Source organism: Saccharothrix sp. NRRL B-16314 (assembly GCF_000716595.1).
Classification (GTDB): Bacteria; Actinomycetota; Actinomycetes; order Mycobacteriales; family Pseudonocardiaceae; genus Actinosynnema.
In genome coordinates this window covers 112,665-134,905 of sequence record NZ_JNXC01000019.1, presented here as the reverse complement: position 1 = coordinate 134,905, position 22,241 = coordinate 112,665, and the positions used below count along the sequence as shown (strand labels likewise).

The 22,241-nt window shown below is 68.7% G+C and carries 25 protein-coding genes; 17 read left to right on the top strand and 8 right to left on the bottom strand.

Annotated features, from left to right (window positions below):
• Positions 1-9: 9 nt before the first annotated feature.
• The 4 genes from OQ02_RS42680 to OQ02_RS42670 all read right to left on the bottom strand — a co-directional run bounded on the left by OQ02_RS42680 (position 10) and on the right by OQ02_RS42670 (position 2,116).
• The gene (locus tag OQ02_RS42680; protein ID WP_331281550.1) at positions 10-282 is read right to left on the bottom strand and encodes a transcriptional regulator; all 273 of its coding nucleotides are present in this window, start codon (positions 280-282) and stop codon (positions 10-12) included.
• Entirely contained in the window at positions 279-626 is a 348-nt protein-coding gene (locus OQ02_RS44045) for a zinc finger protein (RefSeq protein WP_156077276.1), read from the bottom strand. Before OQ02_RS44045 ends, OQ02_RS42680 begins: the two co-directional genes overlap by 4 nt.
• Positions 626-1,492 carry a helix-turn-helix domain-containing protein gene (locus OQ02_RS24500; protein ID WP_197043469.1) on the bottom strand — a complete coding sequence of 289 codons (867 nt, stop codon included), beginning with the start codon at positions 1,490-1,492 and terminating at the stop codon, positions 626-628. The genes OQ02_RS44045 and OQ02_RS24500 overlap by 1 nt, the downstream gene beginning before the upstream one ends.
• A 174-nt stretch (positions 1,493-1,666) precedes the next feature.
• A complete protein-coding gene (locus tag OQ02_RS42670; RefSeq protein ID WP_081915914.1) occupies positions 1,667-2,116 on the bottom strand; it encodes an NUDIX domain-containing protein in 450 nt (149 codons plus the stop codon).
• Between the two features lie 564 nt (positions 2,117-2,680).
• Here OQ02_RS42670 and OQ02_RS24485 point away from each other — a divergent pair.
• The 4 genes from OQ02_RS24485 to OQ02_RS24470 all read left to right on the top strand — a co-directional run bounded on the left by OQ02_RS24485 (position 2,681) and on the right by OQ02_RS24470 (position 6,721).
• Positions 2,681-4,036, top strand: coding sequence for a helix-turn-helix domain-containing protein (locus OQ02_RS24485; protein WP_033440963.1), 1,356 nt, complete (start codon positions 2,681-2,683; stop codon positions 4,034-4,036).
• 13 nt (positions 4,037-4,049) lie between these two features.
• Positions 4,050-4,409, top strand: coding sequence for a hypothetical protein (locus OQ02_RS24480; protein ID WP_033440882.1), 360 nt, complete (start codon positions 4,050-4,052; stop codon positions 4,407-4,409).
• Between the two features lie 88 nt (positions 4,410-4,497).
• Positions 4,498-5,817 carry a helix-turn-helix domain-containing protein gene (locus OQ02_RS24475; RefSeq protein ID WP_081915913.1) on the top strand — a complete coding sequence of 440 codons (1,320 nt, stop codon included), beginning with the start codon at positions 4,498-4,500 and terminating at the stop codon, positions 5,815-5,817.
• Complete coding sequence (locus OQ02_RS24470; protein ID WP_331281549.1) at positions 5,810-6,721, top strand: phosphotransferase enzyme family protein; 912 nt, start codon at positions 5,810-5,812, stop codon at positions 6,719-6,721. Before OQ02_RS24475 ends, OQ02_RS24470 begins: the two co-directional genes overlap by 8 nt.
• Positions 6,722-6,864: 143 nt before the next feature.
• Here OQ02_RS24470 and OQ02_RS24465 read toward each other — a convergent pair whose 3' ends face one another.
• The 3 genes from OQ02_RS24465 to OQ02_RS24455 form a co-directional block, all read right to left on the bottom strand.
• Entirely contained in the window at positions 6,865-7,347 is a 483-nt protein-coding gene (locus tag OQ02_RS24465; RefSeq protein WP_231500206.1) for a hypothetical protein, read from the bottom strand.
• A gap of 72 nt (positions 7,348-7,419) precedes the next feature.
• Positions 7,420-7,788 carry a hypothetical protein gene (locus tag OQ02_RS24460; protein WP_231500205.1) on the bottom strand — a complete coding sequence of 123 codons (369 nt, stop codon included), beginning with the start codon at positions 7,786-7,788 and terminating at the stop codon, positions 7,420-7,422.
• A 644-nt stretch (positions 7,789-8,432) separates the two neighbouring features.
• Complete coding sequence (locus tag OQ02_RS24455) at positions 8,433-8,918, bottom strand: prepilin peptidase (RefSeq protein WP_231500215.1); 486 nt, start codon at positions 8,916-8,918, stop codon at positions 8,433-8,435.
• 416 nt (positions 8,919-9,334) lie between these two features.
• Here OQ02_RS24455 and OQ02_RS42660 point away from each other — a divergent pair, with 416 nt between their 5' ends.
• From OQ02_RS42660 to OQ02_RS24395, 13 genes are all read left to right on the top strand, one after another.
• Positions 9,335-9,910, top strand: coding sequence for a hypothetical protein (locus OQ02_RS42660; protein WP_231500204.1), 576 nt, complete (start codon positions 9,335-9,337; stop codon positions 9,908-9,910).
• A 2-nt stretch (positions 9,911-9,912) separates the two neighbouring features.
• Positions 9,913-10,908 (top strand): hypothetical protein, encoded by a 996-nt coding sequence (locus OQ02_RS24450; protein ID WP_063747144.1) that lies wholly within the window; start codon positions 9,913-9,915, stop codon positions 10,906-10,908.
• A gap of 118 nt (positions 10,909-11,026) precedes the next feature.
• On the top strand, positions 11,027-11,737 hold the full coding sequence (locus tag OQ02_RS24445; RefSeq protein ID WP_033440879.1) for a hypothetical protein: 711 nt from the start codon (positions 11,027-11,029) through the stop codon (positions 11,735-11,737).
• Positions 11,737-12,642 (top strand): MinD/ParA family ATP-binding protein, encoded by a 906-nt coding sequence (locus OQ02_RS24440; protein ID WP_033440878.1) that lies wholly within the window; start codon positions 11,737-11,739, stop codon positions 12,640-12,642. Before OQ02_RS24445 ends, OQ02_RS24440 begins: the two co-directional genes overlap by 1 nt.
• A 149-nt stretch (positions 12,643-12,791) precedes the next feature.
• Positions 12,792-14,129, top strand: coding sequence for a CpaF family protein (locus OQ02_RS24435; RefSeq protein WP_442973676.1), 1,338 nt, complete (start codon positions 12,792-12,794; stop codon positions 14,127-14,129).
• Positions 14,126-15,061 carry a type II secretion system F family protein gene (locus OQ02_RS24430; protein WP_197043468.1) on the top strand — a complete coding sequence of 312 codons (936 nt, stop codon included), beginning with the start codon at positions 14,126-14,128 and terminating at the stop codon, positions 15,059-15,061. The genes OQ02_RS24435 and OQ02_RS24430 overlap by 4 nt, the downstream gene beginning before the upstream one ends.
• A complete protein-coding gene (locus OQ02_RS24425) occupies positions 15,058-15,951 on the top strand; it encodes a type II secretion system F family protein (RefSeq protein WP_033440876.1) in 894 nt (297 codons plus the stop codon). Before OQ02_RS24430 ends, OQ02_RS24425 begins: the two co-directional genes overlap by 4 nt.
• A 60-nt stretch (positions 15,952-16,011) precedes the next feature.
• Complete coding sequence (locus OQ02_RS24420; RefSeq protein ID WP_033440875.1) at positions 16,012-16,200, top strand: hypothetical protein; 189 nt, start codon at positions 16,012-16,014, stop codon at positions 16,198-16,200.
• Positions 16,201-16,205: 5 nt separating this feature from the next.
• Positions 16,206-16,655: a TadE/TadG family type IV pilus assembly protein gene (locus OQ02_RS24415; protein WP_033440957.1), complete on the top strand. Its 450-nt coding sequence runs from the start codon at positions 16,206-16,208 to the stop codon at positions 16,653-16,655.
• A gap of 135 nt (positions 16,656-16,790) precedes the next feature.
• The gene (locus tag OQ02_RS24410; protein WP_231500203.1) at positions 16,791-17,198 is read left to right on the top strand and encodes a pilus assembly protein TadE; all 408 of its coding nucleotides are present in this window, start codon (positions 16,791-16,793) and stop codon (positions 17,196-17,198) included.
• A gap of 86 nt (positions 17,199-17,284) precedes the next feature.
• A complete protein-coding gene (locus OQ02_RS24405) occupies positions 17,285-17,674 on the top strand; it encodes a hypothetical protein (protein WP_033440873.1) in 390 nt (129 codons plus the stop codon).
• 53 nt (positions 17,675-17,727) lie between these two features.
• Entirely contained in the window at positions 17,728-18,153 is a 426-nt protein-coding gene (locus OQ02_RS24400; RefSeq protein ID WP_033440872.1) for a hypothetical protein, read from the top strand.
• A 174-nt stretch (positions 18,154-18,327) separates the two neighbouring features.
• A complete protein-coding gene (locus OQ02_RS24395) occupies positions 18,328-21,447 on the top strand; it encodes a BTAD domain-containing putative transcriptional regulator (protein ID WP_051772745.1) in 3,120 nt (1,039 codons plus the stop codon).
• A 32-nt stretch (positions 21,448-21,479) separates the two neighbouring features.
• On the opposite strand, the gene OQ02_RS40225 is transcribed toward OQ02_RS24395, so the two are convergent.
• On the bottom strand, positions 21,480-21,902 hold the full coding sequence (locus OQ02_RS40225; protein WP_051772744.1) for a hypothetical protein: 423 nt from the start codon (positions 21,900-21,902) through the stop codon (positions 21,480-21,482).
• Between the last annotated feature and the right edge of the window lie 339 nt (positions 21,903-22,241).

Here is a 22,241-nt window from a genome sequence, read left to right as displayed (position 1 = left end):
TGGTCACTGTCAGGACGGGCGATGGTCTGGTGGAAGCGTGGCCGGGATCGCTTCCGACGTGTTGACTACTTCGAAGAGGTCTTCAAAGGTGACAGGGGTAAACGCGGTGAGGGCACCGGCAATGAATGCCGAGCCGAGTTGCAGCTCACCAGCGAGGACCCGACCTACGGTGGAGCGGTTCACGCCCATTGCCTTAGCGAGCGCATACTCCGAGCGGAATTTGGCGCGGCACAGCAAGCTGAACACTCCCGTCCGGAGTTTGACCCGGTAACGCATCGTCATACTTCCGACATAGGCGCCTCGACGGAGGTGCGGCTGCGGTGCTTCACCGCGACGTTGCCGCGCATCGAGGCATGTGCTTTGTGTCGGGTTCCGGCCGTGCTCGCCAGGCGCGATGTGGTCATCGGTCGGCGGGGGAAGGGCGGGATCCCCTCGACGGCCCGCCATGCGGCGTCGCAAGCGGAGCAGGTGGGCCAGCGCCATTCTTCGCTCGTGGCTGGAGCGGCGGGGATGGTCAGTTTCTCGCCGCAGAGGGTGGTGGTCGTCTCGTTGTCCCGGGCCTCCGCGTTGACGGCATGCCGCTGGCGGTCGTATGGCAGCCAGCGAAACGGGCGCAAGGGTGGCATCAGCGTGACTTCCGGTCGTAGGAATCGGCCCAGCGCGCGATCACGTCGTGGGATTTGGCAGCGGACAGGGCCAATGCGGCGAGGTGGCGCATCTTGGCCTGGTAGCGGGCCACCGCGCTCGGGTGGTCGTGGAACACGGTCGCAGCGTCGGTTTCGGTGTAGGCCAGAGGTTTGGTGGGAGCGGCGAAGGTGAGCAGCGCGGCGGAGCTCTGGAGGGCGGCGTGAGGCTGTGCCGTCATCGGGATGACACGCGGGGTGATGTGCGGCCACCCGCACATCAAGGTCAAGTGCAACAATTGGTCGCGCATGACCTCCGGTCCTCCGGTCATCATGCGCAACGCTGCCTCGTGCGTATAGAGAACCGTGTCGGCACCCGCAGCGCGGCGGCGCTGGATCTCCCGTCGGATGACTCGGGCCTTGGCGAGGTCGCGGTCACCGGTGAGGGCGTATGCGTAGTCTTCGGTCTGGGCCAGGGCCGGGATGGCAAGAGGTTCGTAGGCGGTGATCGTTCGCGCCGCCTGTTCGTGCAGGGTCAAGGCGACCAACGTGTCCGGGATACCGTTGTGCGGCCGGAGGAAGCTGCCGGTGTCGAGTTCACTGGAGATGATCAGGATCCGGTCCCGGGTGGGTTTGTCCGCGCCGAGTTTGCCGATCAGAGTGCCGATCTCCCACGGGCTGGTGCCCCTGGTGCCGGTCTCCAGTTTGGAAAGCTTGCCGAGCGACCAACCCAAAGCTTCAGCGACCGATCCCGACGACATCGCCGCCCGGTGCCGGATCCGCCGCAGTTCTTCGCCGAGTTCACGGCTGTGAGCGGTGCTCAACCTCGGCGTGCCGGTGTCCTTCTCGGTCTTCTCGTCGGTCTGCATCGACATCCCTCGTGAGATTTGTGGTGGATGCGGCCGGTGCGAGGCAGGAGGGGTGCGCCCGCACCGGCCGCACATGTCCGGCCGGGTGTGCGGACCCGGTCGGTCGTTTGTGGATCGGGGTTCAGTGCTTGCAGCGGTTATGCCGCATGTCAATGCTTGGGACAGATGCGGGTGTCATGCTGGCGACGGCCACCAAGCGTTGCTTTCGGCGAAGGCACCGGTTCGCAGTAGGTTTGCGATCGCTGCGGGCCGCAGGTCGACGATGCCGAGGTCGGCATCGTCGACCCAGCGCAGTTCCCGTTCGGGGGCGGTAACTGAAACAGGCTCGGACAGAGTCACGTCGAAGAGCAGCGTCACTTCGTAGACCGACTGGCCGTCCGGGTGGGTCTGCACGCGATGCTCTACGACGGCGCAGAAGTCCAGGTGATCGATGCCGGTGTCGATGTGTTCACCGAGCGCCCGGCGCAGAGCGTCATCCACGGTTTCGCCGGGGCGTACGACGGTACCCGGCAGTTGGTACGACGAGCCCTGCCGGTCGCGGACAACGAGGATGTGATCACCACGTCCGACAAGGCCGTATGCCGTGAGGAGTGGACCGAGGGCTGAGGCGACGTCGTGGTTCATGGGCTCCTTTCCGGTGGGAACGGACTACCGCTTCCGGTCCACAGTGGACGTCGGCTGGACTACCGGGGCGGGCCCCAGGACCGGGTTCAGTCAACGATGGTCACCGCAACCACACCAGAGCGGTAATGGAACGCGGACGGGACGTTGACCGGGCGACGCGTATACCTACCTGCTCGTTTCAAGCCGATCCAGGAGGTGCACGTCAACCATTCGGGTAGGCAGATCCGCACGCCGTTACCGGACTGCGCAGTTGACGAAGACGACCTCTCGCGCTGTTTTTTTGCTACGGACAGTGATGGGCGCAGTTCAGGTGCTGGCAGTCGCTGCTGCGTGTCGGAATGCCACGCGTCGGCGACAGCGAGTCTCACACCATTCATGGTGATCGACCTCGACCAGGGCGCGTAGAGGGCGAGAATGAGGCGGCAAAGAGGCGTCGAGTCTCTGACCTGCAAAAACGTCCTCTTTGAGGTCATAGCCCGAACGGGTACTGCTCGCCGAGCAGGTGATGGGACTTGACCGGTGGCCGGCTATCGTGGCAGTGACCGATGGGGTGAGGTGGCGTTCATGGGTGACCGGCGGGAGAAGTTCGCGGCTCGGCGTGAGCTGATGGGGTTCACCCAGGAGACGCTCGCTGCTGTCGTCGGTGTGGAGTTCTCCACCGTGGGCCGATGGGAACGTGGTGACCTCACGCCCCAGCCGTACCGGAGGCCACGCATCGCGAAGGCGCTCGGCCTCACACTTGAAGAACTCGGTACCTTGCTCGCACCCTCAAGGCAGAACAGCGCTCCGCCCTCGATCGCCGCCACTGCCGCGACCAAGGACGTTGACGATCACGCTGGAGCACACCTCGCTCCCCGCACCGCCATCCCTGTCCAGTCGGCCCCTGCGGAGACAGACGACATGAACCGTCGCGACCTGCTGCGCCTGTTCAGCATGACCGGCACGTTGCTCGCATTGCCCGCACTCGAAACGGTCATCGACCCGGAGCGACTTGGTTCGGTTGGTCGACCTGGTGGACTGGATGTCACGGCCGTCGCAGAGTTCGAGCAGATCAACAGCCACTTGTGGCGTGTGTACGCCCTTGCCTCAACCAAGAGCCAGGTACTGCCCTTGGTCCGAAGTCAGCTGGACGTCCTGTCCGAAGGCTTGCGCCGACCGCAGATGCCTGCCATCCGGCAGCGACTGTGCGGACTCGCGGCCGACCTCTTCCAACTCGCCGGGGAGATCTCGTTCGACAGCGACCGGTATACCGACGCCGCCCACAGCTACACCCTAGCCGCGACGGCAGCCAAGGAGGCAAGCGCGTTCGACCTCTGGGCGTGTGCCCTGACTCGGCACGCGTTCATCGCCGTCTACGAGCGCCAGTTCAAGGACGCCGCGCCGATGCTCGATCTGGCTGCCGGCCTTGCCCGTCGGGGTGACTCGACGCTTTCGACCCGTCATTGGGTGGCAGCCGTGCAGGCCGAGACGTTCGCCGGTCTCGGGCAGTTCGATTCCTGCCGGCACGCCCTCGAAACCGCGGGCGAGGTCCAGCAGTTGCAGGGCCAGGTGCACAACGGCGGATGGCTGCGGTTCGACGGCTCCCGGCTCGCCGAGGAACGCGGCACTTGTTACGTGACGCTCGGCCGTCCTGAGCTCGCCGAGACGGCTTTGACCGACGCCTTGGCCGGCGAGCTGACCGTCCGGCGGAAAGCAGCGGTGCTGACGGACCTCGCGATGGTCGGTGTGCACCGACGCGACCCCGACCAAGTTGCCGCATACGCTGAGGCCGCACTGGCGACTGCCCGCCACACCGCGTCCGGTGTGGTCGTGCGCAAGCTCCGCGGCCTGCAACCCCAACTGGCCTCAATGCTCCACCACGAGCAGATCCAACGGCTCGACGCCGAGATCGCCACCATGGTCGGCAATCACGCCGCCTGACGAAGGAGAACAAGTGCACGACGAACGAGGCCGCGTGTTCCGCGAAGCGTGGATCGCCGGCGTCACCGAACACTTCCCCGGAGAGCCCAAGCCGGGCTACATCACCCCGTGGGCCGACACCCCGGCATGGGAACGCGAAGCCGCGACCGCCGTGTATGACCAGGTCTTCACCTTCCTCAAGGCGACCGACGGCGCCGCGACCAAACTCAGCCGCGATCAGAAGAGCAGGTTCGTCGCCCTGTGCTGGATCGGCCAGATCTTCAAGCACTTCCCCGAACCGAAACCGTCCTACGTCGCCGACTGGGACGAGCTCCCCGACTGGCAGAAGGCAACGGACGCCGACATCTTCGAGCGCATCGAACGAGACATCTAGCCGACGCGCCACTGGAACACCTTGATTCACAGGGTGATCGTGTTCCAACACTGAAAGTGCGTCGACCGAGTGAGCGGGGTTGGGGGACGTGGGCAGCAGGCGTGAAGCGTTCGTGGCACGTCGCGAGGCGATGGGGTTCACCCAGGAAGGACTCGCGGCTGCCGTCGGTGTGGAGTTCTCCACAGTGGGCAGGTGGGAGCGGGGTGCCCTGACCCCCATGCCGTCGCGCAGGCGCAAGATCGCGAAAGCGCTAGACGTCTCGCTCGACGAATTGGACACCTTGCTCGGGCATCGGCCTGTTCAAGGCGTGCCGAGCCACCCAATACAGAGCACGGCCCAAGTGCCTTCGACACCAACCGCGGAAAAAACCAATCCGCCAGCGCAGGCGTCTGGTTCCCTGGTGATGGAGGCATACGACGCGACCGCGCGTGTCGATGTGGGCACGAGCCCAGCCGAGTTTCTCCGACCGTTGACCTTGGACGTGCAGCCTCCTCGACGTATCGGTCGTAACGAGGTCGAGCAGGTGAAGTGGATGACGGGCACGCTGGGGGCCAGCGAGAACCTGTACGGCGGCGGTATGGCCAGCGACGCAGGAGTCGCACACCTGCGATGGGCCTGTCGCTTGCTGGACACGAAGACCACCGACGTAGTCCGGTCGGCGATGTTCGAGGCGGTCGGAAACCTGGCCGACGTAGTTGCGTTCTCGGCCTTCGACGTCGGTGATCACGAAGCCGCAGCGCGCTGCTTCCGTTTCGGCCTGTGGTGTGCCGAGCAAGGCGGCTCGTGGGAACTCCGCGCCGCGACGTTGGCGGACATGGCTCGTCAAGCGATCTACGTGGGCAACCTGGACGAAGCGCTGTCGTTGATCGAGTTCGCTCAGGTCCGGGCCGACCGGCTGACCGCCACAGCGAGGGCCATGATCGGCATCATCAGGGCCCGGTTGCTGGCCATTCTGGGCCGTCACGACGAGGCACGAGCCGAAGTGGACCGCGCGGACATGCACTTTGCCGAGCGCCACGCGGCGACTGACCCGCCCTGGCTCACGTATTACGACGAGGCCGAACACGCGGGCAGCAGCGCGCGTGCACTGGCTCCGCTTGCGGTGGCTCAGAAACAGCCTGGAGAGGCTGCTGAACGCCTCGCAACAGCGATCCGCTTGCACAGCGATGCCTACCCGCGCTCTCGGGCGTTCTCCCGCACACGGCTGGCTACCTTGCACATGACCATCGGAGACCCGAGGGAAGGCTTCCAAATAGGACACCAGGCGGTCGTCGACGCAACCGTGCTGCACTCGCGCCGCATGGACGAGGAACTGCACAAGCTGGCGCGCGCAACTGAACGGCACCTGTCGATACCAGAGGTCGCCGATCTCTCGCACCTTCTGACATCGGCCACGAGCGATGTCTGATGTAGACGCCGGTACCGTCATGCCGTACGCAGGAGATGCCCGTGACGTACTGAGCGTGGCAGGGTTGAGAGCAGGTCTGTCAACGACGGAAGCCAAATTGATCCGGGACGGCACGAACGTCATCTACCGGGTTCCCGGTGGTGTGGTTGCCCGCGTTGGGCCTCCAGGGTCTCGCGCAGTTGCCGAGCGCCAGATCGGAGCATCGCGATGGTTGAGCGATGCCGGTATCCCGGTCGTACGAGCCCTCTCCGGCATGGACCAGCCCACAGTGGTCGGTGACCGCCCCGTCACCTGGTGGACGGAACTTCCCGAGCACCGGTGCGCCACGCCCTCCGAACTGGGAAGAGTGCTCGCCCAGCTGCACAGCCTGGCGGTGCCGGATTCGCCTCGGCTTCCCGTGGTGGATCCATTCGACGGCTTGGCCGATTCGATCGACCGCGGAACCGCACTGCCAGGCGACGACCGAACGTGGCTCCGCGATCTCCTGGAACGGCTGCGCGGCGAGTACATCGCACTGGCACCAGGACTGCCTCAGCGCGTCATCCACGGCGATGCGTGGCAGGGCAACGTCATCGTCCCCGATCGAGGCGGCCCCGTGTTGTTGGACCTCGATCATCTAGGGATCGGGCCCCGTGAATGGGACCTGATCTCGCTGGCGGTCGACTACACCGACTTCTCACGGATCGCGCACTCCGATTACCAGGCCTTCGTGTCTGCATACGGCGGCTACGACATGACGATCTGGTCCGGCTACCGGACGCTGGCGACAATCAGGGAGCTCCGCTGGACGGCTTTCGTCCTGGGCAAGGCCAATGTCAACGAGAAGGCAGCGGACGAGGCTCGGCATCGGGTGGCCTGTTTGCGCGGCGAGATCACCCGTCCCTGGTCGTGGTCGGCCTTCTGAGGCTACAAGCGAGTACCGTGACGTCGTAATCGTTGTCGCGGAACGCTTCCGTCGCTCGCGACCACTCCGCGCGAACGGGACGTGCGGAGGCAATCACCACCGCGTGCTCGGGTGCCGGTGCTCGGATGGGTATGCGGACGTCATCACCACGCCCGTGCGGAGGCGGTGCGACGGACGGCACCGACCATGGCGGCCCACGACGGCAACTCCAAGCCAGCGTTGGGCTGAGCCAACCACCGCAGCTCGCTGGCGGCGGACCCGAAGGCGGGCAACACGATCGTGGACCCTGCCTTCTTCCACCCGACCTGCAAGGAGACCAGGTGGGCGATGGTGGAGTCGCGCATCGGGGTGCGAGGCTGGGTCAGGAAGATCCATTCGTCCGGCCCGCCGGGCACGACGATGATCGGCGCGCTCAGCATCGACCGGATGAGCTGGTGGTTGACCTCACCGCCGAAGCCAGCCCGCATGATCAGCGCGTCCACCGTGTCGCCCAGGCCCAGTCGGACTTCGCCGACTGACGGATCGATGGTGGTCGGCCAGCACAGGAGTTCCGTGTAGTACCGGGACAGCGCGCTGGCGTCGGCCGGCACACCCTGTTCCGCATCGGTTGTGGTGGAGGCGGTCACGGACGTGCTCCTTCTGGAGAAGTTGGTGCGGCGGAGCCGGAGTCCTACAGGAATGCTCCGGCCCCGCCGTGATCAGAGGCGCGTCGTCGAAGACGCTGGGGTCGAACAGGGCTCCGGCCCGACCCATGTGGTTTCGCTTTCCCGGATGAAGCCCAAGCCGTGGGTGCCGACGGTCTTCAGCGCGTGTCGCAACACCGGTGACGGAGGCTGGTTCGGCTTGCGCCAGTGCCTGCCGACATGGGATTCGGCAAGGCTGTGCCTCCCGACGCCGGGCGCGTCGGGACGCTGCCGCTGTCTGAAAGCGAGGTACAGCAGGCAGCTCATCAGCACCATGGCGGCGATCGCTGTGACCACCCAGCCCGACGGCATCATGGGTTCCCACGTCGCAGTACGGGCATCGCGGCGGAACCACGTATCGGGGTCGTGGTTCCGCCGCGACATGGCGGTGAAGCAGGGCGCGGAGCGACGGCTGGGGGAAGGCCATCGCCGTACTGCTTCACCGTGCTCGCCGTGCTGATCTCCCCGGAGTGGTGGGATCCACCGGGCGCGGGCGCGGGCGTGGCAGCCACCCTCATGGCCGTGGCGAAGACGGAGTGGAACTGCTCGGCCTCAGCATCGTCGAGTGCGGCAGCCTCACCTGCGGGCGCCACCACAACGATCTCCGAGCCGCGCACGAAGACCTCCAGACTCCGAGGGCGGCCGGCGAAATCGCGACACGTCACCGCCCAAGGTCCGCGGTCGTTCATCGTGCGTCACCGCTTCGCGCGGTGATCCAACTCCGTGCCGCCACCGGCTGCACGAGGAGATGTGACACAGCGAGCTTGGTTCGTGAGTATCGTGAAACCGTAGGATTCGTGAATCGCTGCGAGAGTCTCATCATCTGCTCCTGTGGTCAGCGAGTCCCGATCTGGGTCATCGAAAACCCGCCCCCACAGCTAACGTCCGCCGCGCGGAATGAACCAGAGCGGTTACATGGCGGCAATATGGCGTCCAGGCAGCGCCAGTCATTGTGACATGCAGGAATGGGATCGACGTGATGCCACATATGGGTTGGGTGCCCGACTGGATTGGTGCCAGGTTGGGAGTCAAGCTGGAGGTCCTGCTGCGATGGTCATCAGGGCCCCGACCGCGAGGTAGGGCCCGAGCGGCAATGGCTCATCAGGGTCGGCCCGTCGAGCGAGCCTCAACACGACGCGCACAACCACCGCAAGAAGCCAACCGGCCGACGTTCCTGCCAGCACGGCTCCCCAGCTCAGCCACCCGAGAGCCAGACCGAGCAGGCCGGCGAGCTTTACATCGCCGGCGCCGAGCCCACCGAGCCCGAGGGCGAGTACAAGGTATGCCGCAGCGAGCACGGCCATTGCGACCAGAGCCCGCACCAAGGCCACATGGTTGGAGCTCAGGTTGGCCTCTATCGCAAAGGTTGCACCGAGGACGAGGTAGCTGGGTAGAACGACCACGCTGGGTAGACGCTGCTCGGCCAGATCCACCATCGTGAGCGGCACGGAGACGGCAGCCAAGTAGCTGTAAGCCAATAGGTCGAACCCGGTGCCAAGGCGCCATGCCAGCACGGCGAACAAGATCGCCGTTAACGCCGCCGACGCGACCCACGCTCGGGGGCTGAACTGTGAGACCCGCAGCAAAATTCGAGTCCAGAGGGCTAGCAGGCCGCCCACGGCAGTGCCGACCCCAGCCCAACAGATGATCAGTGTGCCGGGCGTCAATCTACTTCACCGCATATCGCTGATCGTGGCAACATCAACATGGCTTCGTTCCCAAGCGGTCGTGAGGCCCCGTCCCCAACTCATACCCGGCCGAACTCGCAGAGGGTTACGCGAATCACCCAATCGGCTGAATATTGACCGGACCACGTCATTCTGACTGCAAAGTCGGCACTTACGAACTTTGCAGTCGGTAGGGGACCGTGGGGTAGACCTGTCATTGGCACGAGAACAAGAAGATCGTTACGGAAGTCTGGAGGTGCGCTGTGGCAATCGGGATCCTTCGCTCCTGGGGCGGTCGCGCGGTCATCGGGGTGGTGAACCTCGTGGTTCTCGCGGCGTGCAGCGCGGGCAGCACTGTTGGTTCGACCTCTGGCGCGCCGAATCCCTCAGCGGCGGGAAGCCCCAGCACACCCCAATCTCCCGATGAGGCGGTCAAACAGGACGCGTTGGCGGCGTACTTGGGTATGTGGAAGGACTTCGTCGATGCTGGCACGACTTCTGATTGGCAGTCGCCGAAGCTTGGTCAGCACGCAACCGGCATTGCACTGACGAATCTTACCCGTGGCCTGTACGCCGACCACTCCAACGGGTTGGTCACCAAGGGGCAGCCGGCTCTGAATCCGATGGTGTCCACAGTGGAACCCGCCGGTGATCCGAAGAAGATCATTGTGTCCGACTGCGGCGACTCGACGGCGTGGCTGAAGTACCGAGCTGACGGCAACCAAGTCGCCGACGACAAGCCGGGAGGCCGCCAAAAGATCAACGCCGTTGTCGAGAAGCAAGCGGACGGATCGTGGAAGGTGTCGGATTTCGGAGTACATGGCGTGGGGACGTGTTGATCATGCGACGCTTCGTGACGATCAGCGGAATCGTCGCCGCGAGCCTGCTCGGAACAGAGGCTTCGGCCCTCGCAGACGGCGGCTGGGGAAGTATCAACTGTAGCCAAGTTCCGACACCGGCGTGTGAACTCGGCGCGGGCACAAACGAACGGCCTGGCGGCAACCCGGGGCAGGGCAACGCCAACCCCACCCGGCCTGAAACCGGCAACCCGGGCACGGGGAAGCCCGGCAACCCTGGCGACACCATCGTCGGCGGTGAGTCGAATCTCGCGAGTTGCTCCTATGTGGAGAGCGACTATCAACCGCCACCCGGCGGTGTGATCACTGCCGCGAGTAACACCACGGCGACTGGTGGCGTTGTGCATGCTGCGGTGTTCCGTCCGGTGGTGGTCCGTGCTGGGCAGCCTGGGCAGGAGCCTGGGGCTTGGTATGTGTGGAAGTGCACCGAGGGCGTGATGGATGGGCTCTACCGGCCGCCAGTGTGGATTCCCGCCGGTCAGCAGCCGGGTGCGGCTTTGTTGCCTTCGCCTGCGGAGCTTGCGCAGTTGGCGCGTAAGCAGCTCCGGTTGCCGTCGCCGAGGATCGCGGTGAACCCGGCCGGTGATCAGTTGGTGAATCTGCCGACCTGGATGTGGTTGTCGAGCGGTTGGGGGCCGGTGTCGGCGACGGCCTCTGTGCCGGGTGTGTCGGTGACGGCGGTCGCGACGCCGACTTCGGTGACGTGGTTGATGGGGGACGGGTCCGCTGTCACCTGTACCGGGGCCGGGTCTCCGTATGAGGCGGGCAGCGATCCCAGGGCGCCTTCGCCGGATTGTGGTCACGTCTACCGCCGTTCCTCGGCGAGTCAGCCGGGGCAGGCGTACCCGGTGACGGCAACGGTGCACTGGACGGTGACCTGGTCCGGCGCGGGGCAGGGCGGGACGTTCCCGGACATGACCACGACGGGCGACGCGGCCTTCCGCGTTGCGGAGTCGCAGGCGCTCAACAACGGCGGCTGACCAGCACGCGTTGGCTCTGAACGATCCTGCACCGCAAACAGCGATACCACCTGTTCCGCGCGTTGATCACCTTTCGGCGACGCGGCGCACTACCCCCATGCCATTTGGAGGTACCGGCGTGAGCACCAACACCACGACCTGGCCCGATACCGACCGGCCCACGAGCACGGTCGAGGGGCCTTGGATCAACAACGGCAAGAAGCCGCCTGCGTCACGACTGCGCACCACAGGGCATCGTCGCAGCGTGCCGTACCTGCTGCTCGGCGTACTGCTCGTGCTCGCCTGCGTGGGTGGGTTCGTCCTGATCTCGCTCCACTCCGGGGACCGGCAGGCTGTGCTCGCGCTGGCCCGCGGGGTGGTGACGGGACGCGTGCTCACCACGCAGGACCTGCGGCAGGTCAACGTTGCGGTCGACCCTGGCGTTGCGTTCGTGGGAGCCGACCAGGCGGTCACGGTGGTCGGCAGGCCGATGGCCACCAGCCTGTCGGCCGGGGCGCTGCTCACCCCCGACGCCGTCGGTGGCGCCGCTGTCCCGACAAGCGGGCAGGCCATCGCTGCTCTCGCGCTCAAGCCTGGACAGTTCCCGACGGAGGTCGGGCCGGGCGTGCGGGTCTCGGTGGTGTTCGTGCCCGGTCAGGCGGGGACCGCGAGCAGCCCGCCGGCCGACGGTGGGACGGTCTGGCCCGCGGTGGTGACCAGCGTGACCGCTGCGGCGAACGACCAGAGCACCGTGGTCTCGGTGCAGCTCACCGAGGCCGCCGCGCGCCAGGTCGCCGCGGTGCCTGCCGGGCAGTTGTCGATCGTGATGCTCTCTTCGGGAGGTCGCTGATGTTGGTCTCGGTCTTGTCCTTGAAAGGCTCACCGGGCGCGACGACGCTGGCCGTGGCGTTGGCGGCCCGCTGGCCGGCACCGGCGCGTGCCCTGGTGGTCGAGGCCGACCCGTCCGGCGGTGACCTCGGCCTGCGGTTCTCCCTGTCCTCGACACCGGGCCTGGTGAGCTTGGCCGCCGCCGCGCGCCGTGGCGGTGAAACCGACCTGGTGTGGCGGCACACCCAGCAGCTTCCCGGCGGTCTGCCCGTGATCGCTGCCCCGCCGGACGCCGAGCAGGCTCGCGCGGCGCTGTCCGCACTGGCGCCCGACCCGACGAGCGGGCCCGGTGTCCTGCGGGAGGCGGCTGATCAGCCGGGAGTGGTGGTCATCGCCGACTGCGGGCGAGTGGACATCGGTTCGCCCGCGCTGGCGATCGTGCGCTCGTCGGACGTGGTGGTGCTGTTGTCGCGGGCTCACGCTGACGACCTCGCGCACCTGCCGCGCCGGTTGCCCGCGGTCGGCCGCTGGAGTCCGAACCCCGTGCTGTTGCTGGTGGGTGAGGGCTACTCCACCGCCGAGGTCGCACGGGAACTCGGCGCGGCACCGCTGGGACGGGTGCCCGATGATCCGAACGGCGCGGCCGTGCTCTGCGGACGGCCGAACAAGTTGCGTTGGGGTCGCAGTGGACCCGAGCACTCGGCGCTGGGCCGCTTCGCGCACAAGGTCGCCACCGAACTCGCCACCCGCGAGGGGCCGCTTGTCCCCGTTCGGAGCAGGCCCCAGCCCGCTCCACCCCTGACACCCGCCCCGGCCTTGCGCTCTGTCCCCGGTGTCCCTGCCGGCTCGGCCTGGCCCGACGGTCTGTGCCCCACGCCGGACCCCGGCTCCGGCCACCACGAACGGCAGGGAGGGCAGGCATCATGACGAACCCGACCGACCACTACCCGCCGCCGGTGCCGCTGCGCCCCTACCAAGAGCCTCACGGCCAGGGTGCGTTCAGTGGCCATGACCAGGCCGGTTCCGGTCCTGGCGCGGACGGGCCACCAATGGGGTGGGACACCGACGACGACGCGATGGACATCCCAGCGGGCACCACCCGACTGCGGCAGCACCTGCGGCAGCAGTTGAACGCCGAGCTTCCGCAACGAGTGGCCGACCAGCAAGACCGCACCGGAACAACCGCCACCCGCGAGGCGCGTCGTGAACTGGCCCGAGGGATCCTCGACGAGGCGCTGCGCGTGCACACCGAGAACGAACTGGCCGCGGGCCGGCAGCTGCTGCCCCGCGAGGCCGAGCAGCGGGTCATGGCCGAGGTCGTCAACGAGCTGTTCGGCATGGCCGGGCTCCAGCCGCTGCTGGACGACCCGACCGTGGAGACGATCAACGCCAACCGTTTCGACCGGGTCTTCGTCCAGTACAACGACGGCCGCCGCGCCCGGGTCTCGCCGATCGCGGGCTCGAACGAGGAGCTGACCGATCTGGTTCGGCTGCTCGCCGCCCGCGCGAGCAGCCAGGAACGCCGGTTCGACCAGGGCTCTCCGGCCGTCAACCTCCAACTTCCAGGCGGGGAGCGGCTGTTCGCCGTGATGGGCCTGACCGCGGGCGGGGTGACTGCGCTGTCGATCCGCCGCCACGGCTACCTCACCGTCACCCTCCCGGAGTTGCGTCGCAGAGGAACCCTCGACCCCGGTCTGGAGCAGTTCGTGCGGGCCCTGGTCAAAGCACGCAAGAACGTCCTGATCACCGGCGGCACCGGGGCGGGAAAGACCACCCTGCTGCGTGGGCTGGCCTCGGAGATGGACCCGCTGGAGCGCATCGTCACCATCGAGGACGCCTTCGAGTTGGGCTTGGACCACGACCCGGACATCCATGCCGATGTAACCGCCTTCCAGGCCCGCGAACCCAATGTGGAGGGCGAGGGCGCGATCAGCCAGGCCGAACTCGTGCGGTGGGGCCTGCGGATGAGCCCGGACCGGGTGATCGTCGGTGAGATCCGCGGGCCCGAGGTCATTCCGATGTGCAACGCGATGTCGCAGGGCAACGACGGCTCGATGGCCACCCTCCACGCCTCCAGTTCCCGGATCGCGTTCACCCGCCTCGCTTCCTACGCGGCGCAGGGCGTCGAACGGCTGCCGCTGGATGCCACCAACCTGCTCGTCGCCAGCGCGGTGCACTTCGTGGTCCACCTGGCTCGTGCCGAGGACCGTCGCACCCGCGTCGTGTCCTCGATCCGCGAGGTCGTGGGCGCCGACGGCCCGCAGGTGATCTCCAACGAGGTCTACCGACCCGGACCCGACCGACGCGCTCGTCCGGTGGCCGGGGCGCTTCGTACCGACACCCTCGACGACCTGGTCGACGTCGGCTTCGACCCCGGCGTGCTGGAGAACCCCGAGGGCTGGTGGGCCCCATGATCCTCGCCGTGGACATCACGCTCGGCCCGACCACCGGAGCTGCCGCGCTGCTCGGCGTCGGCACCGGACTCGGCCTGCTGCTGGTCGTTCTCGCCTGGCGCGGTACCGACCCACACCGTCCTCGCCGCACCACGAGCCGCGCGACGGGCCCGGTCGACCAGCACCGCACCCTGCGCATCGCGCTCGCCGTGACGGCCGGCGTGATGGCCGGCCTGCTCACCGGCTGGGTCGTCGGCGCCGTCCTGGCCGTCCTCGCCGCCTGGGCGCTGCCGCAGGTGCTGGGCCGCGACCCCGAGCACGCCCGCCGGGTCGCGCGGATCGAGGCCATCGCCACCTGGACCGAGATGCTGCGGGACACGCTGTCGGCCGCCGCCGGGCTCGAGCAGGCCATCCTCGCCACAGCGCCGCTGGCGCCGACAGCCATCCGCGGCGAGGTCGGTGAACTCGCCACCGGGATCGAGAACGGCGACCGGCTCGCGCCCGCGCTGCGCCGCCTCGGCGAGCGCCTGGACGACCCGGTCGGCGACCTGGTCATCGCCGCCCTGTTGCTGGCCACAGAACAACAGACCCGCCAGCTCGCCGAGTTGCTGGGGTCGCTGGCCGACGCCGCCCGCGGGCAAGCCTCGATGCGGATGCGCGTCGAGGCCGGACGTGCCCGCACCCGCACCTCGGTGCGCGTCATCGTCGGCACCACCCTGACCTTCGCCGTCGCCGTGGTGCTGCTCAACCGCGGCTACATGGGCGCCTACGACAGCGCCGCCGGTCAGATCGTGCTCCTGGGCATCGGTGCGCTGTTCGCCGCCGGGTTCGCTTGGCTCAACCGCATCGCCCGCATCGCCCAGCCCGACCGCTTCCTCTCCACCGCCTACCAGGACCCGGCGACCAGCCCGGCCCAGGTCCTCGTCACCGCGAGGCAGGAGGGAACACCGTGATCACCTACATCACGCTGGGCATCGGATGCGGGATCGGCCTGTGGGCCTTGGCGGTCTACCTGTTCCCGCCACGACCGGCCCTCGGCGCGGTCCTGACCCACGCCACCGCCCCACCCGCTCCGGCGCCCATCCTCGCCACCGACGACACCGGCTGGGCCACGCGGCTCGGCCGACCCGCCATCGCCCCACTGCGCGCGCTCGGGCTCCCCGGTCCGCGCCTGGCCAAGGACCTGGCGGTCATCGGCCGCTCGACCTCGACCCACCTTGCGGAGAAAGCCACCCTCACCGTCGCCGGGCTGCTGTTGCCCGTCATGTTGACCGTGGTCCTCACCGTGGCCGGTCTCGGTCCCGGCTTCGAGTTCCCGATCATCGCCGGACTCGTCCTGGCGGCCGTCGGGTTCGTCCTGCCGGACCTGCAAGCACGGTCCGAAGCCGCCAAGCTTCGCACTGGGTTCCGCCACGCGCTCTCGGCCTACCTGGACCTGGTGTGGATCATGCTGGCCGGGGGAGCCGGGGTCGACAGCGCGCTGGGCGACTCGGTCAACATCGGACGAGGGTGGGCGTTCGAGCAGATCCGCCGCGCCCTGGACACCGCCCGCCTCACGCGCACGACCCCGTGGGCGACACTGCGCCGGCTCGGCGAGGAACTCGACGTCACCGAGCTCGCCGAGCTGGCCGCCTCGGTCAGCCTGGCCGGCACCGAGGGCGCCAAGGTCCGCACCTCCCTGGCCGCCAAAGCCGGAGCATTGCGCACCCACCAGATCACCGAGGCCGAAGGCGACGCCCAAGCCGCCACCGAACGCATGAGCCTGCCGGTGATGGCACTGTTCCTCGGGTTTCTGGCCTTCATCGCCTACCCCGCACTCACGCAGTTCCTCAATGGACTCTGACACGGGCTGTGGCATCCCGCGGACAACGACCGAACGTGAACGACAACGGAGGACAACACCATGCGCACACAAGTGGAGGCATTGTGGACAGTGGTGCAAGCACGCTGGGAGGAATTGCGCCGACAGCCGGAAGCCGGGTACTCGACCGAAACCGTCCTGGTGACCGCGCTGCTCGTCGTGGCCGCGCTCGCGGTGATCGCGATCGTCATCGCGAAGGTCACCGAGAAGGCCAACGGCATCACCCTGTGATCCCCATGAGCCACAGGCACAGCAACCGGTCACCAGCGACCCGCGCCGGGTGGTGCCGAGTCCGCCGAGCGCTGCGCGGTGACCGTGGCTCGGTCAGCGCGGAACTGGTCATCGCGACACCACTGCTGTTGCTGATGCTCCTGGCCATCGTGCAATTCGCGCTCTGGTCACACGCCACCCACATCGCCCAGGCCGCCGCCTCGCAAGGGCTCGCGGTCGCACGGTCCCAGAACGGGACCGCCGCGGCCGGCACGTCCAGCGCGCGGCAACTGCTCGACCAGCTCGCGAGCGGTCCGCTCACCGGCTCCGCCGTCACCTCCGCCCGGACAGCGGCCTCGGCGTCGGTGCGGGTCAGCGGGACCGTGACCTCGGTCGTGCCGTTCCTGAGCCTGCCCGTGCACGCCGAGGCCGTCGGGCCCGTCGAACGCTTCGTCCCCGACCTGGCGGGAGGGTGACCCGCGATGACACCGCAGATGCCATCGCAGACGACGCCGCCCCGTGCACCCGTCACGGCCCCCGGCCGGCGTCACGGCCGCGTGCGCCCCGCTCGGCGGGGGTGGGCGGCCTGGTGGCGTGCCGATGACGGCTCGGTGGCGGCCGAAGTCACCATCGCCGCGCCGTTCCTGATCATGCTGCTGGTGTTCGTCGGGGTGGTCATCCACCGAGGGGTGGACGCGCGGATCCGCATCGACGACGCCGCCCACCAAGCGGCCCGCGCAGCCAGCATCGAACGCACCCCGATGGCCGCGACCACAGCGGCCCAGTCGACCGCCGCGAGCGCGCTGTCCTCAGCGGGGGTGACGTGCGCGTCGTTGTCGGTGAGCACGTCGACCGGCGGTCTGCGGCCCGGTGGCACGGTCAGCGTGACCGTGTCCTGCGCCGTCGACTTCGGCAACGCGCTCATCCTCGGCGTGCCCGGCGGCAAGACCCTGTCGGCCACCTCGGTCGAACCCGTGGACCTCTGGCGCTCGACCCTGAACACCGGGAGCCGGACATGACCCGGCGAGGCCGTCACTTCCGGCGCGGTCGGTGGTCGAGCTGGTGGCGCACGCGCCTGCGATGGTGGCGCGCGGACGAAGGCCGGGTGACCGCGTTCGTCCTGGCACTGACCGTCGGCATCCTGGCCTTGGCCGGCCTGACCCTCGACGGTGGCCTCGCGCTGGCCGCCAAAGTAGGGGCCAACGGCCAGGCCGAGGCCGCCGCCCGCGCAGGGGCCCAGGCCATCGACCTCACCGCCTACCGCGGCAACGGCACCCTGCAACTCGTGCCCGCCCAGGCAGTCGCCAACGCCCAGGCGCACCTGGCCGCCGAGGGCGCCTCCGGCACGGTGACGGTCTCCGGCGACACCGTCACGGTCACCGTGACCGCCTCGCAGACCACCCAGCTGCTCGGGCTGGTCGGCATCGGGTCGCTCCAAGTGCACGGGCAGGGCAGCGCACACCCACAGCGCGGGATCACCGCGATCGACCCATGACCACCAGACCAACGCCTGTCGTGAACACGGCATCGCAGAGAAAGGGAAGAAGCATGGCAACACCCGAGGAGATTCGCCGGCGCGTCGAGGAAGCCGACACCGCCCGCAGCGCCCGCCGAGCCGCCGCCGCGCAGCAGGTCGGCGAACTCGCGGGGCGCCGAGCCGCGATCGTCGAGCAACTCGCCGAGGTGGAGCGTGAGCTCGGCGAGGTGGTCGCCGACGCCCAGGACGTCATCGACGTCGACGAGCTCGCAGCGTTCACCGACCTCAAGCCATCCGACCTCACAGGGTGGCTCGCGGCGCACAAGCCCAGCCGCGGCAAGCGAAAGAAGGCCGCGACCACGACCGGCGCGCCGGGTGATACGCGCTCCCTCTCCGCCCCGAGGACACCGGCACCCGAGCAGAGGTCCAACTCCCGCGAGGGCTCGCCCGCTGCCGGGACGGACAAGCCCGAGCCGCTCGTCGCCCACGCGAGCTGACCGTTCCCACGCTCGCGCCGCCCGCGCGGTTCGCCCATAGCTCCGACTCAACGGCCGTGTGACCGGGCGACGAGCGAACACGTCTGGTTCTGCTGAGGAAACGAGCACGTCATGGCCGCATCACCGCATCCCTCCCGTCGCAAGCCGCGTCGGCCGCCGCGAACGCGAGGCCGGATGTGGAAGGGCGCCGGGTGGGTGCTCGGAGTGGTCGGGCGGCTGCTGGCGGCTGCCGTGCTGGTCGCGTTGCTGGCCGGGTTGCCGTGGGCCTTGACGCACTTCGTCGGTTGGCCTCTGCCGGACCACCTGCCCTCCTGGGCGGAAGTACAGGGTGTCCTGCTCGGCCCGATGACGACCACTTTCCTGCTGGACTTCCTCGCCTGCCTGACCTGGCTCGTGTGGGCGTTCTTCGCCCTCGACGTCGCCCGCTGCGCGGTCGAGGTTGCCCGCGACGCGGCGATGCCCGACCTGTCGGCGGCCGGACCGGTGCACCGGATCGCGGCCGTGCTCGTCGGCGCGGTCCTGATCTCCGTCCTCGGTCAACGCGCCGGCCTGCCAGTCGCGGGCCCGTCCGCTGCGGGCGGCGCAGCAGCCGACGTGGTGGCGACGGCTCCCGCCTGGACCACACCAGCCGAGCAAGGAGCGTTCGCCGCGGTGCGACCGGCTGCCTACAACGCGCCGTACCACCACGAGGCGGCCGGGATGGTCGAGCAGCCGGGCCGCGCGAAATCCGCTGTGGTGCTTGCGCACAACCCCGACACCGGCGTGCATGACTCGCTGTGGCGGATGTCGGAACGCGCCCTCGGCGACGGCAACCGCTGGCCGGAGATCTACGCGCTCAACAAGGGCAAGCCCCAACCGAATGGCGGCACCTTCACCCGCCCTGCCCTGATCTTCCCCGGCGAGGAGATGGCCCTGCCTGATGACGCCACCATCGGCTCCCCACCACCCACCGCACCGGTGCCACCGCCGGTGACCCCTCCCCCTCCGATCGAGCCCTCGCCGAGCGGCACGACGACACCGGCACCCTCAACGACACAACCACCCGCCACCACCGAAGCCCCACCAACCACTCACGCTCCACCGGCGACTCAGTCGCCGCCGAGCACCGACGCGGTGGGCGAGCCGGGGATCGGCTGGGGCGAGGAACTGTTCGTCGGCCTCGGCCTGGCCGCAGCGGTCAGCGCCGCCCTGGTCGCTGCCCGGCGGCGGAACCGACGCCGGTATCAGCCAGGCAGCGGCGACCGCAGCGACCTGCCCGTCGCCCCGGTCGTCTACCAGTTGCGGCTGGCACATCTGCGCGCCGACCACGACGACACCAGCGGCGCCGACGACGAGGTGGACCTCGATTGGCCGGGCGAGCGCTCACCACGCGCCCCGGCACCGCCGCTCGTACTCGGCACCCATGCCGATGCCAGCGCGGACGACGTCCCCGAGGACCAAGCGCAGGTCCTGCCGGTCGGTGTGCGGGACGGCCGCGAGATCGCCGTGGACCTGGCCACCGCGCACGGCCTGGGCCTGCTCGGCGCGGGCGCTCCCGACGCGGTCCGCGCGCTGCTCGTGGCCATCCTGAGCACGGCCTTCACCACCACCCACAGACCGGCCACGGTCGTCGTGCCGGCCGAGGATCTCGCGGCGCTGTTCGGCAGGCGGGTGGCGCAGACACCTTTTCCGGAGGGTGTGCGGGTGGCCGCCGACCTGGACGCCGCGCTGGACATGCTGGAATCCGAGACGCTGGTGCGCGTCGGTCAGCTCCGGCCCACCGGCCAACCGTGGGGGCCTGTTGTGCTGGCGGCCCGCGCGCCCGGCCGCCAGGCCCGCAGGCTGCAGGCGGTGTTGGACAACGGTTCGACCGTCGGCGTGACCGGGCTGCTGCTGGGCCAGTGGAGCGCCGGGGTGACCGCCTACGTCCGCGACGACGGCACCATCTCCACCACCAGCCCCGGCCTCGGCGAGCCGCTGCGCGGCGCGCGCGTGTTCCGACTGGGCGACGACCACCTCGCCGACCTGCTGGACCTGATGCGTCACGCCGACCCCGACGACGAGCCCGAGTTCACTGATACCGCCGGCGACGAACCGCATCCGGCTGTCGTGCCGCGTCCTCACGTCGTCGTGGGCGATTCCGTTCCCGTCACCGTCGAGCCCGTGGACACCGTGATGGACCGCGGCGCGCGCACCGCCGATCGCGGACACACGGTGGGCGAGGACACGCTGACCGAGGGAACGACCCAGGCGCCGGTCGCCGACACGGACCTGGAACTGTTGGCAGCCAGCGATGACGACCGGCGAGGCGACGGTCAGCTGGAGATCCTGCGGCCGGAGCCCGCGACGTCACCCGGTCTTCGGCTGCGTCCCGTCCAGCCTGTCCGCCCCGACGCCGACCACGCAACCCGGAACACGGGTGAAGGGCACCGGCACGGCCGGCCGGCGGGGAGCCGACCACAGGGCCCCGCCGAGCCGCGCGAGGCGTCGTCCGCGCCGTTGCGCCTCAGCGTGCTCGGGCCGCCGCGGGTGTGGTGGCGTCCCGCACCGGCAACACCCGATGGCGAGGCCGCCGAACGCGAGATCACCTCGGCGTTCCAGCCACGCCTGCGCGAACTACTGGTCTTCCTGGCGCTGCACCCCGACGGTGCCAGCCGCGAGGCGCTCATCGCCGCCTTGTGGGCCACGAGCCCGCCGGAGCGGACCACCAACGCGATGAACACCTCGATCTCGCGTCTGCGCCGCACCCTGGCCGCCGTAACCGGCAACGTGTTGTCGGACCTCGTGGTGGTCGGTGAGGGCCGCTACCGGCTGGACCCCGGCCTGGTGGAGGTCGACTACCACCACTTCGCCGCCGCCGTGGCCGCCCGCCGCTCCGCCGTCACCGACGTCGATCGGGTCGAGGCGTACCGGCGGATCGTCGACCACTACACCGGCCCTCTGGCCGACGGGCTGAGCACCGACTGGATCGAGACCGCCCGCGAGGCCATCCGCCGCGACGCGATCGACGCCGTCGCCGCCCTGGCCCGCGCCCTGGTCGAGGACGACCCGCAGCAGACGCTGGACCTGCTCGAGATCGCGCGCGCGTTCGACCCGCACAACGAGCTGATCTACCGCGACATCATGCGCTTGCAGGAACGCCTCGGACAGTTCGACGCCATCCCGCGCACCCTGACCCTGCTCACCACGCGGCTCGCCGAGGTCGACGATCGGCCCACGCACCAAGCTGTCGACCTGGCCGACCGGCTACGTCGCCGCCACGACGCGCCCGGCGAGCCGGGGCGAGCCGACCGCGGGCACAGCCGAGCCGGATGAACCCCGCAGGCACCCTCGTGCGCGGCGCCGGGTCACCCGACGGCGCCACCGGCACGAGGGCGACGTCCGGAGGAGTCGAACCGGCCGTCACCGGTCGGGGAGTCGGAATCCACGACACCATCGAGAATGGCCGTCTCCGCACCACTGTGCCGGCTGGGCGCTTGCGCCTGGAAGAACAATCCCGGATGGGCACGAGTCCACTCGATCAGAGGCTCTGCCAGCGTCAACACCTCGGCGACCGCCTGGGTCGACGAGTACATGACTTCCGGCGGAAAAGACTTATCGCAACTCTCGCGGACGATGACCCCCTGTTCGCGCGTCTTTTTCAATGTGCGCGCCAGAATGCTATCGTGCAGTACAGCGTGTTTGTCCGTCCGATTCTCGTCGATGAAATACGAGTTGACCGTGGAAAGACTCTCTACCCCGACGCAGCGGGCCGTCTCGGAGGCCCCCACTGCGCGCCCGCTCGTCACGTTCTTCGGCAGGCTCTTCCCCGAACCTGCTGTCGAGGTGATCGTGCCTGTTCAGCGCGACCGCTCCGTCGCCCTCTGCCTCCGCTGGCGAAAGGTGTCGAGCCTCCCGCGCTACGTCGAACCGAGGAAGTCGCCTACCGTATTCCTACTCGGCCCAACTCCGATGAGATGTCACTCCACGTGGCCGGTATGGAGATCGACAGCGCGTACGGTCGCTTCCGTTGGGGATTCATACGGGGGATCTTATTGGGGATCAGGTTGGGGATCCTGTTAGAGCGCCACCCCCTCCGACCAGTAAAGACGCCGGTCAGTGGGTGTGTA